Source organism: Pseudomonas sp. FP2300 (genome assembly GCF_030687595.1).
GTDB classification, from domain to species: Bacteria; Pseudomonadota; Gammaproteobacteria; order Pseudomonadales; family Pseudomonadaceae; genus Aquipseudomonas; species Aquipseudomonas bijieensis.
This window is the reverse complement of the sequence record NZ_CP117440.1, coordinates 2670703-2685908: the sequence shown is the minus strand read 5'-3', so window position 1 is coordinate 2685908 and position 15206 is coordinate 2670703. Positions and strand designations below refer to the sequence as shown.

Below are 15206 nucleotides of genomic sequence, written 5' to 3'. Positions count from 1 at the left end.
GATGTGGGAGCGGGCTTGCTCGCGAAAGCGGTGTGTCAGTCGCCATCAATGTTGAATGCCAGTCCCTCTTCGCGAGCAAGCCCGCTCCCACATTGTGCTCTGTTGTCCTGCAAAGAGTGCTCGGGCACTCAACCAATAATTACCAGCTCTCACCCAGCCCCAGCAACCCCATGATCTGGCGTCTCAGATCCACCAGATAAGGATCGTCGCGATGACGCGGATAAGGCCGTTCGATGGTCAATTGCGCTTTAATCGCTGCCGGTCGGTCACTGAATACGATCACTCGATTGGCCAGCAGCAAAGCCTCTTCAACATCATGGGTCACCAGCAGCGCGGTGTAACCCTGACGTTGCCACAAATCGATCAACTCTTTCTGCATGGCAATGCGGGTCAGCGAATCCAGCTTGCCTAATGGCTCGTCGAGAATCAGTAGCCGCGGTTCGTTGACCAACGCCCGAGCCAACGCAACACGCTGGGCCATCCCTCCTGACAGCTGCCGTGGATACGCTCGGGAGAACGGGCTGAGGCCGACTTTTTCCAGTGCCTCATCGACCTTGGCGGAATAGGTTTTGAGCAGGCCCTGGGCCTCAAGGCCAAGGGCGACGTTGTCCCACACGCGCCGCCACGGGTACAGCGTCGGGTCCTGGAACACCACGACACGGCTCGGGTCCGGCCCCGTAATCGGCAGGCCATCAGCCAGCAAAGCGCCCGAATTGGCAGGCTCCAGCCCCGCCACCAGGCGCAACAATGTGGACTTGCCGCACCCTGAAGGCCCGAGCAGCGCGACGAACTCGCTGGGCGCCACATCGAGGGAAACCCGATCCAGTACCGGCAAGTGCTGACCGTCCAGGGCAAAACCGTGGCTCAGGTTGTCAATGCGCAGGGCCAACCCTGCCGAGGCCGTTGCTGCGCGTGCCAGCGCTACCATTTCATCGCTCCTTTTTGCCAGGCCAACAACCGGTCACGGATCAGAAACAGCGCCGAGATCAACCCCGAGCAGGCCAGTGCCATGATCAACAATGCCGCGTACATATTGGCGTAGGCCGCCCAACCCTGGGCCCATTGCAAGTACCAGCCGATGCCAGATTTGACTCCCATCATTTCCGCGACCACCAGGGTCGAGAACGAGGCGCCCAACCCCATGAACAAACCGACAAACACGTGGGGCAAAGCGGCCGGGATCGCCACTTTGAAAATCAGAAAGCCCTGCTTCGCGCCCAACGTCCGGGCCACGTCGTAATAGGCTTTGTCGACACTGGCCACACCGGACCACGTCAACACCGTCACCGGAAACCAGGTTGCCAGAGCAATGAGAAAGACACTGGCACTCCAACTGGTGGGAAACAGAAAGAAGCACAGTGGCAACAGCGCCGTCGAAGGCACCGGCCCGAGAATGCGCAGGACCGGGTGCAACCAGTAGCCGATACTGCTCGACCAACCGATCGCAACTCCGGCCACAAAACCGGTCGCGGCCCCCAGCGCCACTCCACTTCCAAGCAACAGTGCCGAATGCAGCAAGCTGTCGGCCAGGCGTGGCCAGTCATCGACGTACACCGCGAGCAACGCTTGCGGCGGTGCAAAGAATGGCACCGGCAGCAGGCCCAGCTTGGCGGTGAGCAGTTCCCAGATGCCCAGCAGAATGGGCAGTGCGATCAACCAGGCGCCTGCTGCCCGTAGGCGCGCGGCGAGCTTCGCCGACCAGTGACCGACGATGCCCAGCAACCCGATCAATGTCGCCACGGCCAGGCATAGATTCGCCAGGCCTTGGGTCATCGGCCAAAGGCGCGTGGCGTTGGGCCAATAGCTGATCAACAACGCAACCGCCACCCATGCCGTCACCGCGACCGCACCTTGGCGCCAAAGCTTGAATACCCACGGCCTGGCGGATGCGGCCAACGTCGAAACATCAGCTGAAGACATCGGCGGTGATCTCCTTGGCGAACGCTCCGGCGTCGGTCCCCTGACTGATCACCTCCACGGTTTTCAGGTCGGTGACGTAAGTGGTGATCTCCTTAGTCAGCAACGGGCCAACGGCATGGTGGCCGTGGGTATGGTCGTGCAGGATCGCCTCGACTTCTTCGGTGGAGGTATTGAGCGCATAGGCCTGGAAACCCTTGGCCACGGCCCCGGGATTTTTCACCGAATAGTCGTGGGCCTCGAGAATCGCCTGGGTCAGGGCTGCGACCACGCGTTTGTCCTCACGCACCAGTTTGCCGGTGACGCCGACGACGCAGCAGCTGAGGTTGGCGTACTCCTCGACCAGATTGGTGGACAGCTCCTGGGCTTTGCCGGTCTTGATCAGGCGGTACATGAACGGATCACTGCCGCTGACTGCCTGTACTTCACCACGCTCCAGCGCTGTGCCCAGCAGGTCGGCCGGGTACAGTCGCCATTCCACATCCCGCACCGGATCGATGCCGTGCTTTTTCAGCAGGATCGAGAAGAAGTTACGGTCCGGGCTGGCCATGTCGGTGACGCCTATGGTTTTGCCCTTGAGGTCTTCAAGCTTATGCACGTTGCCGTTTACTGCGCTGAGCAAACGCAGGCAACCGCCGTGAGTGCCGGCGGTGAGTTTGACGTCGAAGCCCTGCTCCAGCGCCTTGAGCCAGCGCAATGCCATGCCGACTCCAGCATCGGCCTTGCCGGTGGCGATGGCTTCAAGCAGCACTTCGGTGGAGTTGCCAAAGTTGACCAGTTCGACATCGAGGTTGTGCTTCTTGAAGAAACCCTGACCGTGGGCGATGACCACTGGCGCCAGACAAACCGCATTGAGGTTGACCGCCAGTTTCAGCGCGCGCGGGGCATCCAGGCGAATGAATTCGCCCGTGCCGGCGGGCTCGCTGGAGCTATCGATAACATGGCCGGCGTGCTCATCCGCCGCCCGGCTAAAACGCGGCAGCGACATCAACAACGGACTCGCCAGGGCAACACTGGCCAGCCCCAGCAGGTGACGACGGGTCAAACGTTCGAAAACAGCCATTCAAATATCCCTTTGGTTGGTAGAAAAGTTCAGTTCTTCAGCTCGCCGAGCCCCAGGTGCTCACGCAAGGTCGAGCCTTCATAAGCGCGACGGAACAAGCCTTTGCGTTGCAGATGGGGAATCACGCTTTCGACGAATTCGCTGAACGATCCCGGCAGGTAACCCGGCGAGATCACGAAGCCGTCGCAACCTTCGCCCTGGAACAACTCGGCCAGTTGGTCGGTGATTTGCGCGCCGGTGCCCACCAGTTGCGGAACGCGAACGCTGCTGGCGAAGATCCGCCCCAGTTGCTCCAGCGTGGTCTCGGCACCCTGCATCAGTAGTTTTTCGGCCGCCGCCGGATGGATCAGCGGCGATTGGGCTATCTGCGCCAGCGTCGCGGATAACGGAAACGGTGACAGGTCGACATTGAGCTGTGAGGCCAGCGTGACCAGCCCCAATTCGGGACGTGCCAGTGCGTTGTGTCGATCGCGTTTGGTCCTTGCTTCGGCTTCCGTGCCGCCAATGAACGGCATGACCGCTGTCAGCACTTTGCAGCTGTCAGCCTCGCGCCCTTGTTGCACGACCTGCGCACGTACGTCGTCGCGGAAGGCGCGCATGGCGCTCAGGTGCGGATGAATGGTAAAGATCGCTTCCGCCCAACGCGCCCCGAAACGCCGACCGCGACCGGACGAACCGGCCTGGATCAGCACCGGTCTTCCTTGGGGCGTGCGCGGAATATTCAGGGGGCCTTCGACCTTGAACCACTCGCCACGGTGCTGCACCGACTGGATCTTCGATGGATCGGCCAGCTCCCCGCTTTCGCGATCGAGCTTGAGCGCGCCAGGTTCCCAACTGCGCCATAGCTTCAACGCCACTTCGACGAACTCGTCGGCACGGTCGTAACGCAGGTCGTGCTCCAGATGCTTGTCCTTGCCGAACAGCCGACCTTCGCTGTCGTTCATCGAGGTGACGATGTTCCACGCCGCGCGGCCCTTGGACAGGTGATCCAGAGTGGCGAACTCCCGGGCGATGTGCGCGGGTTCGTAATAGGTCGTGGAGCGGGTTGCACCCAGGCCGAGCTTGCTCGTTTGCCCGATCAGGTAAGACAGGATCGGAAGTGGGTCCAGGCGTGTCGCATCCTGAGCGCCATAACGCAATGCCAGATCCCGGGAGCCGCCCATTTGATCACCCACTGCGAGGCGATCGGCGAAGAACAGAAAATCAAACAACCCCTCCTCCACGACTTTTGCGACGCGCGCGTAATATTCGGGATCGAGGTAATTGCCGACGGTTTCAGGGTGACGCCAGACGGCGTGACTGTGAACGACAGGCCCCGTCAGCAAGAACGCTGACAGGTGAATTTGACGACTCATGCCAACGCCCCCCTACTTCGCCTTCGGCGTCCAGACTGCGATATCGGAAACCTTCAACGGCTTGGGCGTCAGCTTCGCCGCGTAATAGGTGTCAGCGATACGTTGCTGCTCGGCCAGTTCATCAACCTTGACCGGGACGATGTCATAGCTGCGGCGGGTATTGGCCAGTTCCACAGTGGCGGAAGGAATGTTGCCCCACAGCGGGCCGAGTATCTTCGCGGCCTCTTGTGGGTGCGCTTTGACCCACTGTCCCGTCTCGCGCAGGGTATCGAAGGTAACCTGCAACACGTCCGGGTGCGCGTTGGCGAACTTTGTCGTCGCCAGGTAGAAGCGGTTGTAGTCGGCCACGCCGTCCTTGCCGTCAGCCAGCACGCGCACGTGATGATCCAGTTGTTGGGTCGCCAGGAACGGGTCCCAGATAACCCAGGCATCGACACTGCCGTTGGCGAATGCCGCCCCGCCATCCGGTGCTTCCAGGTAACGCGGGGTGATATCGGCGAGCGTCAAACCGGCTTTTTTCAACGCCGAAATCAATAGGAAGTTGCTGCCCGAACCTTTGGAAACCGCGACGGTCTTGCCTTTCAGATCGGCAACGCTGTGGATGGGTGAGTTGTCCGCAACGATGATGGCCTGGGCGCCGGGCGATGGGTTTTCTCGGGCGTAGTAGGTCAATGGCGCATCGGCAGCCTGGGTGAACAGCGCAAAGGCGTCGGCGACGTCGGCATGCAAATCGACACTGCCGGCGTTCAGGGAACTGAGCAGGCCGGTGCTGAATTCATGCCAGTTGACAGTGAAGCCCAAGGGCTTCAGCCGCTCTTCCAGTTGGCCGTTTTGCTTGAGCAATATCCATAAGGTCGATGAACGCTGGTAGCTGATATCAATGGCTTGCTGGGCATGTGCCCCGGCGGCGGCGAACAACAGGCTGGCGGCGATGATGAGTTTTTTAAACGTCATGAAAGGCCTTTATAGGGGGTGGGGCGGCGTGGCTGAGGGAAAAAACCGAGTCAGCAGTGTTGCGTCCAGCAAGACTCGAAGGTCGAGGCTGAAAGCACCAACGATTATATTAATGATGAAAGATTATGAAAGAATCATATAACGCTAAGGTTATTCCTGTTTAAGCGTTTGGTCCTGACGTGGGCAAGTGGGGCCGATCAGCACAAGGTAAAACTCCGTGTTCAAGATGATCCCGAGCATCGACGCGACGCGAGAGCAGGTTCGAGTTATTCATGAATATGACGTTCATGAACTAGTTGAGCGCGGTGATGGGTCGCTAGCGGTGAAGGCTGAGCACTTACGTGGCCATCACAGTCACTAATCCGATCTATCGTTAGCGTCCAAAATTCTAATCTGCGATTTAAATAGGACGTTACAGTAAGTTCCTTCTTGCCCTTGAAGGACGCCACCATGTCATTAACCGCAGAAGTTGCCTGGGTAAACGGGGTCGGTGCTGTCGAAGGATTAGGCGCGGCGCTGGCACGACGATTCGCCAAAGGTGGATATAAGGTCGCCGTGAGCGGTCGCAGCCCCGATAAGCTCAAGGCCGTCGTCGAGAGCATCCAGGCACAGGATGGCGATGCGGTGGCGTTGCCGGCAGACGCAGGCAATGAAGCCGACATCCTGGCCGCGATTAAAGCTGTCAGGGGGCTTGGTCAACTGAAGGTCGCGATCTTCAATGTGGGTAACTCGGTGTCATCCCCCAGCCTTGAGCTCAGCGCCGACCTGTTCGAACAAACTTGGCGAGCTTCGACGCTGGGTGGTTTTTTGTTCGCCAGAGAAGCCACCCGCGCGTTGCTTGAAAACGGTGGCGGCACATTGCTGTTCACGGGGGCCACGGCCTCCTTGAGGGGCAAGCCACCGTTCGCGGCGTTTGCAGCGGCGAAGGCCGGACTGCGCTCGTTGAGTCAGTCTTTCGCTCGTGAGTTCGGCCCGCAAAATGTTCACGTCGCGCACGTGGTGATAGATGGCGGCATCAATGGCGAACGCTTACGCAGCCATGCTCCGCAGCGTCTTGAGCAGCTAGGCGCTGAGGGCGCATTACAGCTTGAGGATATCGCCGAAGCTTACTGGTACCTGCATACACAACCGCGCAGCGCATGGACGCAGGAATTGGATTTGCGGCCGTTCAAGGAATCATTTTAAAGCGGCTCGCCTCGAGCCAAGGAGTTCTTATGGGAACCCATCAGCAAGACATTGCACCTGTATCCGTAATCGGCGAGCTCAACTATCTGCTGGACAATGGCATACGTCCGGTCAATTACGCATTCGCGCAGCCCGACGGCCAACCACAACGCACGGGTGTCCTGCAGCCGACTCGGGTCAATATTCATAACGCACGCCTGCTCGACACTCCCGCCACCCTCGATGTGCAAGGCTTTGAGCGAATCGAGCGTCCAAGTGCGGTGCCTGATCTGGAAGACGAAACGCAAGTTCGCCTGCTCTATTACCCCGAGGCTGACGCACTGATTCGCGAGCAAACGGGCGCCATCAAAACCGTGATCTTTGACCACACCATTCGTGTTGATCAGCCTGGCAGAGAGGCTGCAGGAATGCGCGAACCGGTGCGTTATGTTCATAACGACCAGACTGAGCGTTCCGCCGTGCGCCGTGTGCGCGATCACTTGCCCCCGGAAGAAGCCGAGCAACGTTTGCTCAAACGCTTTGCAATCATCAATTTGTGGCGTCCCATCGGGGGACCGGTCTTTACCACACCGTTAGCGCTGTGCGATGCCAGCACCATCGATCCTGCCGACTTCCTGCCCAGCGACCTGGTGTATCGCGACAAAGTCGGGGAAACTTTTTCCGTGCGCGCAAACCCGAATCATCGCTGGTATTACTACCCCCGCCTACGACCTGAAGAAGCGCTGCTGCTCAAGATCTTCGATTCGCGCACCGATGGTGTGGCACGAGCGGGTGCACACACCGCTTTCGATGATCCTTCTACGCCACGTGATGCCCCTCCAAGGCGCAGTATCGAATTGCGTGCATTGGTGTTCTTTGCCCACTAGTTCACGACCGTAGTTCTTCTCCCCTTCGGTGCGCCTTCACTGGCGCCCGCTCTCAGTCCTGATCTGTTGATCCGGGTTGCGGCCGCCACTCGCCCGATCACCTAGCCGTATATTCGCGCACTGAGCCGCCCCCAGCGACATGATCACACCCGCAAAACCTACGAACCCTGGCGAAGCCAGGATCTGCGTGGCTTTGCTCCCGCGTTGAACATTCCAGGCATATCCATAGCAATAAAGGATATTGGTATATACCAGATTGCCTCGCTATAAATCGCCGCAATCAAACACAGTGCCTTGCGTCCATACGCGACGTCAGGCTGGAGTCGATAGCGATGATTTCTGTAAGGGTAATGCTGGAGTACTTTCATCCCTGGCCTAATTCGGCAGGTTTGTATCTGGCTCGCGAACGCGGCTGGTACCAGGAGGCTGGGCTGGATGTCGAGCTGGTGGTGCATGACCCTTGGCGCGGCGACACTCTGGATCATTTACTGTCCGGGGCTGTGCACTTCGGCGTGTTCCCCAGCAACCGACTGCTCGTACGCCGCAGTCTGGGGCAACCGTTGCGGGGAGTGGCAGCGATCAACCACCGTGGCCTGGAGTCAATCCAGACCCTCACCGATTCGGGTATCCAGCGGCCACGGGACCTGGTGGGACGGCGTCTGGCACTCAATCCCACCCCTCGCGGCCTGGCCATGGTCCGGCATTTGGTGCGGGTCGATGGTGGTGATCCCGATGCGCTAATCCTGGTAAATAGTGGTACCCGCGAACTGCGCCCCGAACAACTGGCTGCCGGTGTCGCCGATGCAAGTTTTGGCGGCTACTGGGCATGGGAAGCGCTAATGTCCAGCCCGGTCGAAGCTGAACGGCGCGTAGTCTGGCCGGTCGATGAGCTCGGAGCACCGGCTTATCACAGCTACCTGCTGGGCGCCCATGAGCGGACGCTGGAAACGCAACCCGAACTGACTCGCGCCTTCCTGGCAGCCACCGCCCGAGGTTACCTGGCCACTGCTGCCGATCCCGCCAGCGCCCTGCAAGCCTATGAGACTGTCACCCCCTATTTTCCCCGTGAGCTGCTGGCGGAATCACTGCAGAAGATCGCCCCGACCTGGTTGCACGAGGGCGCCTGGGGCCGGCAACGGGATGAATTGCTCAAACCTTACGCTCACTGGCTGCAAGACAACGGCGTGCTTGACGATGCCGAAGCATGGCGCCAGGCAACCAGTAACGCCTACTTGCCGGAGACGGTCTGATGGCCACCGTCGAAGCCTTGATGGTGCACGGTTTGAGCCACGAGCCGGTGGCTGCGGACTGGCCGCCACTGGATACCCGCGATGTCGAACAACTGTTGCTCGGCTACCCGCAACTCGGGCCGCTACTCAGCCTCAATTGGCATAGCCCCCGACCATTTTCGGCGGCCAGCCTGGTACAGACTCGCGCCGCAACGGTGTTCATCAAACGCCACCATCAGCGAATTCGCACCCCCGCTTGGCTGAGCGAGGAGCATCGGTTCATGGCGCATTTGCGTCAGCGTGGTGTACCGGTGAGTCAGGTATTGGCCGACCGCAACGGCGAAACGGCGGTCGCCCAGGGCGAATGGACGTATGAAGTGCATGGGCTGGCGGAAGGTCAGGATCTGTATCGCGAGTCGTTGTCCTGGACACCGTTTTTCAGTCAGCAACACGCCTGGTCCGCCGGCGCGTCCCTGGCCCGATTGCACCTCGCCGCCAAGGACTATCAGGCCGCACCCCGCCAAACCCCGGTGCTTCTGGCTAACTTCAAACTCTGCACCTGCCAGGATCTGCGTGCCAGTCTGCAAAAGGCCATACACCTGGACCCCGTACTCACCGACTACATGAGTCAGCACGACTGGCGCGGCGAATTGCTGCCGCTGCTACTGCCCTGGCATCGCCAGTTGCAACCGTTGCTTGGCCAGCAGCCCGGGTTATGGACCCACAACGACTGGCACGGCTCCAATCTGCTATGGAGCTCAAGTGCCGTCGACGCAGCGGTGAGTTGCGTGCTGGACTTCGGCCTGTCGGACCGCACATTCGCCCTCTTCGACCTGGCCACAGCCATCGAGCGCAATGGCATTCCCTGGCTGGAGCTGGACGATGGCGGCAGTGCCCAGGCCGCGTTGGACGACATTGACGCCGTGCTGGATGGCTATGCCAGCGAAAAACCCTTGTCCTCGGCCGATCTACTGACGCTGGCGGCCTTGTTGCCACTAGTCCATGTGGATTTCGCCCTGTCCGAAATTGCCTATTTCCAGGGTGTGGTGGGTTCCACCGCCAGTGCCGACGTGGCGTACCACGCCTACTTGTTAGGCCACACGCGCTGGTTTTCCACTGAACCGGGCCAGTCTCTGCTCGATCATTTACGGCGCCTTGCCTTAACCAGGAGTTCTGGATCATGACCGCCACCGCAGCCCCCATCCTGATCAGCCCCGAAACGCTAGTCGGGTACATGGCCGATCCCGATCTGCGAATTCTCGACGCCAGCGTCGAATTGCCGACGCCGCGTTTCGATCAGGATTATCGCGTCGCCAGCGGTCGCGACGGTTGGCTCCAGGCCCATATACCCGGTGCGCTACACGCGGACCTGCTCGAAGAACTGGCCCAGCCTCAGGCCTCATTCAGTTTTGCCCTGCCCTGCGCCGATCACTTCGCCAGCGCATTGGCCAGACTGGGCGTCGGAGCCAATAGCCACATCGTGATTTATGACCGCACCGACGGCTTCTGGGCCGCGCGTCTGTGGTGGATGCTACGCAGCGTGGGCATTGCGGCTCAGGTGCTGGACGGCGGTTTCAATGCCTGGCGTGCTGCCGGCTTGCCTCAGCGCCAGGGCAATGAATCACCCGTGCCAATGGCCGAACTGCGGTTGCAGCAAAGCCCGGGGTTCTGGATTGACCGTCAAGGCGTGCAGGCAGTGCTGGCCGGCGAGCGTCCCGGGGTACTGGTCTGCGCCTTGTCCTCAGCCTTGTTCAGCGGTACCGCCCCAAGCCGCTACGCCCGACGCGGGCATATTCCCGGTAGCCTCAATCTGCCGGCCCGTAACCTGCTGGACCCACAGGGCAAATACCTGCCGAGCACGCAACTGAAAGACCAACTGGGTGACGAGCTGCTCAAGACGCCAGCCCCTCTGGTGCTCTATTGCGGCGGCGGTATTTCAGCTGCCGCAGTGGCCCTGGCGATGACACTGGTCGGACGTGACAACGTCCTCTTGTATGATGGCTCGCTTCAAGAGTGGGCCGCGGATTCAAACTTGCCAATGACCACCGGAGCAACTCCGGCCTGACGCCCCCAGGGCACACATTGCTTTTTCCTGTATTAACAGCACGGCTCGTTCCTGGAGCGCGCCTGGGCACCTGTGCCCGGTGTTCGCCGGTCCCGGGATCGCAATCGTCGAGGAGTATTCATGGATATGCTTTACCGGACGTCCCGCGAGGGAGTATCCGCCCCACGATTCACGCTCAATCTTCTGACCCTGAGCCTGCTGCTGGCCAACACGGTGCATACCGCGCAGGCCGCCGACACCGAACTTCCGGCGGTGACCGTAACGGGCGAGGACACCTCTGGCTATCAGGTCAAAAGCGCTTCAGTTGGCGGTTTCGATGCCACGCCATTGCTGGATACACCGGCGTCGATTTCGGTGATCAACGAGACCTTGATCAACGACCAGCAGGCTCGCCTGCTCAGTGAAGTTCTGAAGAACGATGCCTCGGTGGGTGAAAGCTACGCGCCGGTTGGCTACTACGAAAACTTCGTCGTACGTGGCTTCTCCCTGAACTCCGCCAGCAGCTACAAGATCAACGGCCGCACCATCACCGGCGAGCAAAACGTCGGGCTGGAAAACAAGCAACAGGTTGAAGTACTCAAGGGGCTTTCCGGCTTGCAGAGCGGCGTCACCGAGCCTGGTGGACTGGTCAATTACGTGACCAAACGGCCGACCGATGTGCGTTCGGTCACGGTGGCCACTGACGATCGCGGCAGCGGCTACCTGGCGACAGACGTGGGAGGATTCTTCGGCAGCGAACAGCAGTTCGGGCTGCGTGCCAACGTGGCTCATGAAGACCTGCATTCCTACGTCGAACATACCAATGGTCAGCGCGACTTCGCCTCCCTGGCCTTCGACTGGAACATCAGCCCCGATGCCCTGCTGCAACTGGATGCCGAGTACCAGACCAAGGAACAACGCTCGGCACCGGGATATCAATTGCTCGGCGGCTCCAGCCTGCCACACCATGCCTCACCGAAAAAACTGCTGGCACACCAGAGCGGCTCGAAGCCCGTTACCACCGATGCACTGAACCTCAACGGCAGCTTCGAATATCGTTTCAGCGACACTTGGAAAGGCAACATCAGTGCAGCGCGCAGCCGTGTGGTGATCGATGACTACAGCTCGTTCGCCTGGGGCTGCTACGGCTCCGCCAGTTGCGCCGGCGCGGCTGTGCCCAACTACTTCAGCCCGGAAGGCGACTACGACATTTACGACTTCCGCAGCCCTGACGATACCCGCCGCAATGACGAGGTACAGGCTGTCCTCAATGGCGCCTTCGACGCCGGTGGCCTTGGTCACGAACTGAGCGTAGGCACCAGCGCGTTTCGTCGCGTGGTGGATAAACGCGACGCCATCAACGTGATGATCGGCAGCGCCAATATCGATAGCGAGCCGGCAGATTTCGCACGCTACGACGGTCCGCTCAACGACTCTTATCGACGCCTGGACAGCCGCCAGTACGGGCTGTTCTTCAATGACCGGATCAGCTTCAACGAACAATGGCAGACCGTGCTCGGCGGGCGCGAAGTGCGTCTGGATGAGGAGACATTCGACAGCCAGGGCGATACCACCCGACACACTCAACGCTACGTGTTCCTGCCCCAGGCTGCACTGATCTACAAGCCGGTGCAGAACCTGTCGCTGTATACCCGCTACAGCAAGGGCCTGTCACTGGGCGGCGAAGCGGCGTGGTTCACCACCAACGCCTATGAAATCCTCGCGCCCACCGTATCCCGGCAGATCGAGGCGGGCATCAAGTATGACTGGCAACGTATCAGCCTGACCGCAGCGCTGTACCAGATCCGCCAGGCATACGAGTACTCCCGGCCGAATGACGACGGCACGTTCACCTTCACCCAGCAGGGTGAACAGAAAAACACCGGACTGGAACTCTCGGCCAATGGCTGGGCCAGTCAGCGCCTGCAGATTTCGGCCAGTGTCGCGGCGATCCGTGCACGGGTCAGCGACAGCGGCACACCGGCCTATGAAGGTCACCAAGCGATCAACGTGCCGACACTGCGCGCCAGTCTCTACGGTGACTACGCCCTGCCCTGGGTCGAGGGGCTTGCCCTGCTCGGCGGTGTGCAATACAGCGGCAGCAAATACGCCAATCGCCAGGGCGAGGTCGAGACTGGCGCCTACGCCATCTTCAACGTTGGCAGCCGCTACAGCACCCGTATCGACGGTTACGACACCGTGTTCCGACTGACCGTCGACAACCTGTTCGACAAACGCTACTGGCGTGACGCCGGTGAATACATGGGCGATGGCTACCTGTTCCAGGGCGCACCACTGACCGCCCGCTTGAGTGCCTCGATCAACTTCTGATAGCTCCCCTTATCGCTTCAGTTGAGGAACACGTTATGTCCGATCTTGAAATCATCGCCGTCGTGCTCAACATCCTCGGCGTCTGGCTGACCGCCCGACGCATCCGCTGGTGCTGGCCTGTCAGTGTGCTGGCGGTGTTGCTGTATGCCTGGATTTTCTATCAGGCCAAGCTCTACTCCGACACGCTGTTGCAGGGCATCTTCGCCCTGCTGCAAGGCTACGGCTGGTGGCGCTGGAGCCAGGGCGGCCTGACCCATGGCAAGGTCCGGGTGGCCAGGCTGCCCTTGCGTGAGGGATTGCTCGGCCTGCTTTTCGGCGCTCTCGGTGCCGTGTTGCTCGGCGCCCTGATGTACGGCTTCACCGACGCCGCAGTGCCCTGGCTCGACGCGCTGCTGACCGCCTTCAGCCTGGTGGCGAGTGTCTGGGCGGCACGCAAGTACGTGGTCAGTTGGTGGCTGTGGATCGTCCTCGACTGCCTGTATGTCGGCCTGTTCCTGTTCAAGGACTTGCGCCTGACGGCCGCGCTGTACGCAGGCTTTGTGCTGCTGGCGGTGTATGGTCTGCGGACCTGGCAACGGGATCTGGCGCGCCAGGGGCTGCAACCGGATGCCGGTGACAGTGTGCTCGCAGACAACTCGACGGCTGGCGAGCCGATTCGTTAGTGTAAGCAGCTTATCGATGGCGTCCACGGACGCCCTCCCTCATCGATCCGCCAACGGACGCACTACCGAATGCCTTTCGATCCTCTTTCACCACACTACCAGCGGATTCGCGAGCAGATCGCCTACGACATCGCCACAGGTACGCCCCAGGCCGATGAAAAATTTCCCTCCGAGCGGGAAATGATCGAACGCTTCGGTTGTACCCGGGTGACCTTGCGCCAGGCGCTGCAACAGCTGGAAGCCGAAGGTTTGGTGTACCGGGAAAACCGTCGCGGCTGGTTCGTCAGCCCGCGGCGAATACGATACGACCCCACGCGAATCAGCGGCTTCATGGACTATGTCAGTGCCCAAGGCCGTACACCGCGAACCGAATGTCTGCAGGCCGAACTGCGCCCTGCCGGCGCCTGGCTGGCCAGACGCATGAGCCTGAGTTCGGAAGATGAGCCGGTATTTTTCCTCCAACGTCGACGCTGGATTGATCGGCGCCCGGTGCTGCTGGAGTTCAACGCACTGCTGGCGAGCTGGTGTCCGGGCTTGCTCGACGCTGATTTGAACACCTCCCTGACTCGGGTCCTGCGCGAGCGCTTTTCGCGGGTGCAATCACGCTGCGAGCTGGAGATGCACATTGGCACCGTCAACGAGGATCAGGCAGAACTGCTGCAACTTTCCCCAGGCTCGACCAGCGTCTACCTGGAACGCCTGAACTTCGGCGAAGAGGACCAGGCCGTGGAGTTCGACCAGGAATTCTGGCGCCCCGACGCACTGTCGATCGTGATGGAGACCCGTTATCCAGGGAAGACTTGACTCAACAGGCAAGCCGCACGGCCAGGAATGCGCGCGGGATCGCCTTGATTGATCGCGGCACGCGCGTTCCTGTGGTGCAACCTACGAAGGTCCACTTCGATGTAGTGAACACGGTGAGGGACTTTCGCAGCGTCAGCGCCTGACAGGGAATGCCTAGCGAGCCAGGTATTCGGGGGGGATGATCTCGACACTCGCTGTCATACCTGCCGCCAGCTCAACGCCTGGTGGCACCCTATCGATGTGGATACGAACCGGAATCCGTTGCGCAAGACGCCCCCAGGTAAATGTCGCCGCCAAAGCTACCCGAGGAGTGCTGCACGCTGTCCATCTCCCCAATGATCCGGGAAATGGTTAACCGGTTGGCTCGTGAGCCTGCCGATTATCCTTCGGTTGGCCATGCCGCCAAGCTTGCACGAGTGATCCTCGACGAACTGGTCGAAATGCCGCGTGAGCGCTTCAACCTACCCATCTCCGGCAATCCTAAAATTCGTGCGATAGCAAATGCACTGACGCTCGAGCCTTCCGACCGCAGTACGTCAGCCGAATGGGCGAAACGCGTGGCGATGAGCGAGAGGTCGCTGTCGCGATTGATGATTCGTGAGACGGGCCTCACGTTTGGACGCTGGCGGCAGCAGTTGCACCTTGTCGTTGCGCTGCGAGAACTGGCCAGTGGTGCGAAGGTGCAGAACGCTGCGGCCGAGCTGGGCTATAGCTCGGTCAACGCCTTTATCACAATGTTCAAAAAAGGCACTAGGGAACACGCCCGCACGGTTGAGCAACTGCACTGCAACTAGTA

At 60.4% G+C, this 15206-nt stretch carries 14 protein-coding genes and 1 pseudogene; 9 read left to right on the top strand and 6 right to left on the bottom strand.

Annotation, left to right across the window (positions count from 1 at the left end; genetic code table 11):
• Positions 1-139: 139 nt before the first annotated feature.
• The 5 genes from PSH86_RS12050 to PSH86_RS12030 are packed head-to-tail and all read right to left on the bottom strand — an operon-like array spanning position 140 to position 5289.
• Complete coding sequence (locus tag PSH86_RS12050; protein WP_305489965.1) at positions 140-928, bottom strand: ABC transporter ATP-binding protein; 789 nt, start codon at positions 926-928, stop codon at positions 140-142.
• Positions 922-1920 (bottom strand): ABC transporter permease, encoded by a 999-nt coding sequence (locus tag PSH86_RS12045; RefSeq protein WP_116832039.1) that lies wholly within the window; start codon positions 1918-1920, stop codon positions 922-924. Before PSH86_RS12045 ends, PSH86_RS12050 begins: the two co-directional genes overlap by 7 nt.
• Positions 1907-2980, bottom strand: a complete 1074-nt coding sequence (locus PSH86_RS12040) for an ABC transporter substrate-binding protein (RefSeq protein ID WP_163854250.1) — start codon at positions 2978-2980, stop codon at positions 1907-1909. The genes PSH86_RS12045 and PSH86_RS12040 overlap by 14 nt, the downstream gene beginning before the upstream one ends.
• A 29-nt stretch (positions 2981-3009) precedes the next feature.
• Positions 3010-4335, bottom strand: a complete 1326-nt coding sequence (locus PSH86_RS12035; protein ID WP_305489962.1) for an LLM class flavin-dependent oxidoreductase — start codon at positions 4333-4335, stop codon at positions 3010-3012.
• Positions 4336-4347: 12 nt separating this feature from the next.
• Positions 4348-5289 carry an aliphatic sulfonate ABC transporter substrate-binding protein gene (locus PSH86_RS12030; protein WP_163854254.1) on the bottom strand — a complete coding sequence of 314 codons (942 nt, stop codon included), beginning with the start codon at positions 5287-5289 and terminating at the stop codon, positions 4348-4350.
• A gap of 450 nt (positions 5290-5739) precedes the next feature.
• On the opposite strand from PSH86_RS12030, the gene PSH86_RS12025 reads away from it, so the two are divergent.
• From PSH86_RS12025 to PSH86_RS11990, 8 genes are all read left to right on the top strand, one after another.
• Entirely contained in the window at positions 5740-6474 is a 735-nt protein-coding gene (locus tag PSH86_RS12025) for an SDR family NAD(P)-dependent oxidoreductase (protein WP_134923792.1), read from the top strand.
• 29 nt (positions 6475-6503) lie between these two features.
• A complete protein-coding gene (locus PSH86_RS12020; RefSeq protein ID WP_134923791.1) occupies positions 6504-7340 on the top strand; it encodes a CmcJ/NvfI family oxidoreductase in 837 nt (278 codons plus the stop codon).
• A gap of 332 nt (positions 7341-7672) precedes the next feature.
• Positions 7673-8590: an ABC transporter substrate-binding protein gene (locus tag PSH86_RS12015; RefSeq protein WP_176688157.1), complete on the top strand. Its 918-nt coding sequence runs from the start codon at positions 7673-7675 to the stop codon at positions 8588-8590.
• Positions 8590-9753 carry a phosphotransferase enzyme family protein gene (locus PSH86_RS12010; RefSeq protein WP_305489958.1) on the top strand — a complete coding sequence of 388 codons (1164 nt, stop codon included), beginning with the start codon at positions 8590-8592 and terminating at the stop codon, positions 9751-9753. Before PSH86_RS12015 ends, PSH86_RS12010 begins: the two co-directional genes overlap by 1 nt.
• A complete protein-coding gene (locus tag PSH86_RS12005; protein WP_109755271.1) occupies positions 9750-10634 on the top strand; it encodes a sulfurtransferase in 885 nt (294 codons plus the stop codon). Before PSH86_RS12010 ends, PSH86_RS12005 begins: the two co-directional genes overlap by 4 nt.
• A gap of 120 nt (positions 10635-10754) precedes the next feature.
• A complete protein-coding gene (locus PSH86_RS12000; RefSeq protein ID WP_305489956.1) occupies positions 10755-12944 on the top strand; it encodes a TonB-dependent siderophore receptor in 2190 nt (729 codons plus the stop codon).
• Positions 12945-12979: 35 nt separating this feature from the next.
• On the top strand, positions 12980-13606 hold the full coding sequence (gene pnuC, locus PSH86_RS11995; RefSeq protein WP_212802260.1) for a nicotinamide riboside transporter PnuC: 627 nt from the start codon (positions 12980-12982) through the stop codon (positions 13604-13606).
• Between the two features lie 69 nt (positions 13607-13675).
• Positions 13676-14410, top strand: a complete 735-nt coding sequence (locus tag PSH86_RS11990) for a UTRA domain-containing protein (RefSeq protein ID WP_109755274.1) — start codon at positions 13676-13678, stop codon at positions 14408-14410.
• A gap of 153 nt (positions 14411-14563) precedes the next feature.
• On the opposite strand, the pseudogene PSH86_RS11985 reads toward PSH86_RS11990, so the two are convergent.
• A pseudogene (locus PSH86_RS11985) lies at positions 14564-14704 on the bottom strand (efflux transporter periplasmic adaptor subunit); the annotation flags it as partial.
• Between the two features lie 53 nt (positions 14705-14757).
• Between PSH86_RS11985 and PSH86_RS11980 the strand changes: the two are divergent.
• Positions 14758-15204, top strand: a complete 447-nt coding sequence (locus PSH86_RS11980; protein ID WP_305489952.1) for a helix-turn-helix domain-containing protein — start codon at positions 14758-14760, stop codon at positions 15202-15204.
• Positions 15205-15206 lie beyond the last annotated feature (2 nt).

Bases quoted from the DNA above. Each gene is read 5' to 3' on its own strand.
- PSH86_RS12045 (WP_116832039.1), bottom strand. From the start codon at position 1,920: ATGTCTTCAGCTGATGTTTCGACGTTGGCCGCATCCGCCAGGCCGTGG.
- pnuC (WP_212802260.1), top strand. From the start codon at position 12,980: ATGTCCGATCTTGAAATCATCGCCGTCGTGCTCAACATCCTCGGCGTC.
- PSH86_RS12015 (WP_176688157.1), top strand. From the start codon at position 7,673: ATGATTTCTGTAAGGGTAATGCTGGAGTACTTTCATCCCTGGCCTAAT.
- PSH86_RS12050 (WP_305489965.1), bottom strand. From the start codon at position 928: ATGGTAGCGCTGGCACGCGCAGCAACGGCCTCGGCAGGGTTGGCCCTG.
- PSH86_RS11990 (WP_109755274.1), top strand. From the start codon at position 13,676: ATGCCTTTCGATCCTCTTTCACCACACTACCAGCGGATTCGCGAGCAG.
- PSH86_RS12020 (WP_134923791.1), top strand. From the start codon at position 6,504: ATGGGAACCCATCAGCAAGACATTGCACCTGTATCCGTAATCGGCGAG.
- PSH86_RS12010 (WP_305489958.1), top strand. From the start codon at position 8,590: ATGGCCACCGTCGAAGCCTTGATGGTGCACGGTTTGAGCCACGAGCCG.
- PSH86_RS12005 (WP_109755271.1), top strand. From the start codon at position 9,750: ATGACCGCCACCGCAGCCCCCATCCTGATCAGCCCCGAAACGCTAGTC.
- PSH86_RS12030 (WP_163854254.1), bottom strand. From the start codon at position 5,289: ATGACGTTTAAAAAACTCATCATCGCCGCCAGCCTGTTGTTCGCCGCC.
- PSH86_RS12035 (WP_305489962.1), bottom strand. From the start codon at position 4,335: ATGAGTCGTCAAATTCACCTGTCAGCGTTCTTGCTGACGGGGCCTGTC.
- PSH86_RS11980 (WP_305489952.1), top strand. From the start codon at position 14,758: ATGGTTAACCGGTTGGCTCGTGAGCCTGCCGATTATCCTTCGGTTGGC.
- PSH86_RS12040 (WP_163854250.1), bottom strand. From the start codon at position 2,980: ATGGCTGTTTTCGAACGTTTGACCCGTCGTCACCTGCTGGGGCTGGCC.
- PSH86_RS12025 (WP_134923792.1), top strand. From the start codon at position 5,740: ATGTCATTAACCGCAGAAGTTGCCTGGGTAAACGGGGTCGGTGCTGTC.
- PSH86_RS12000 (WP_305489956.1), top strand. From the start codon at position 10,755: ATGGATATGCTTTACCGGACGTCCCGCGAGGGAGTATCCGCCCCACGA.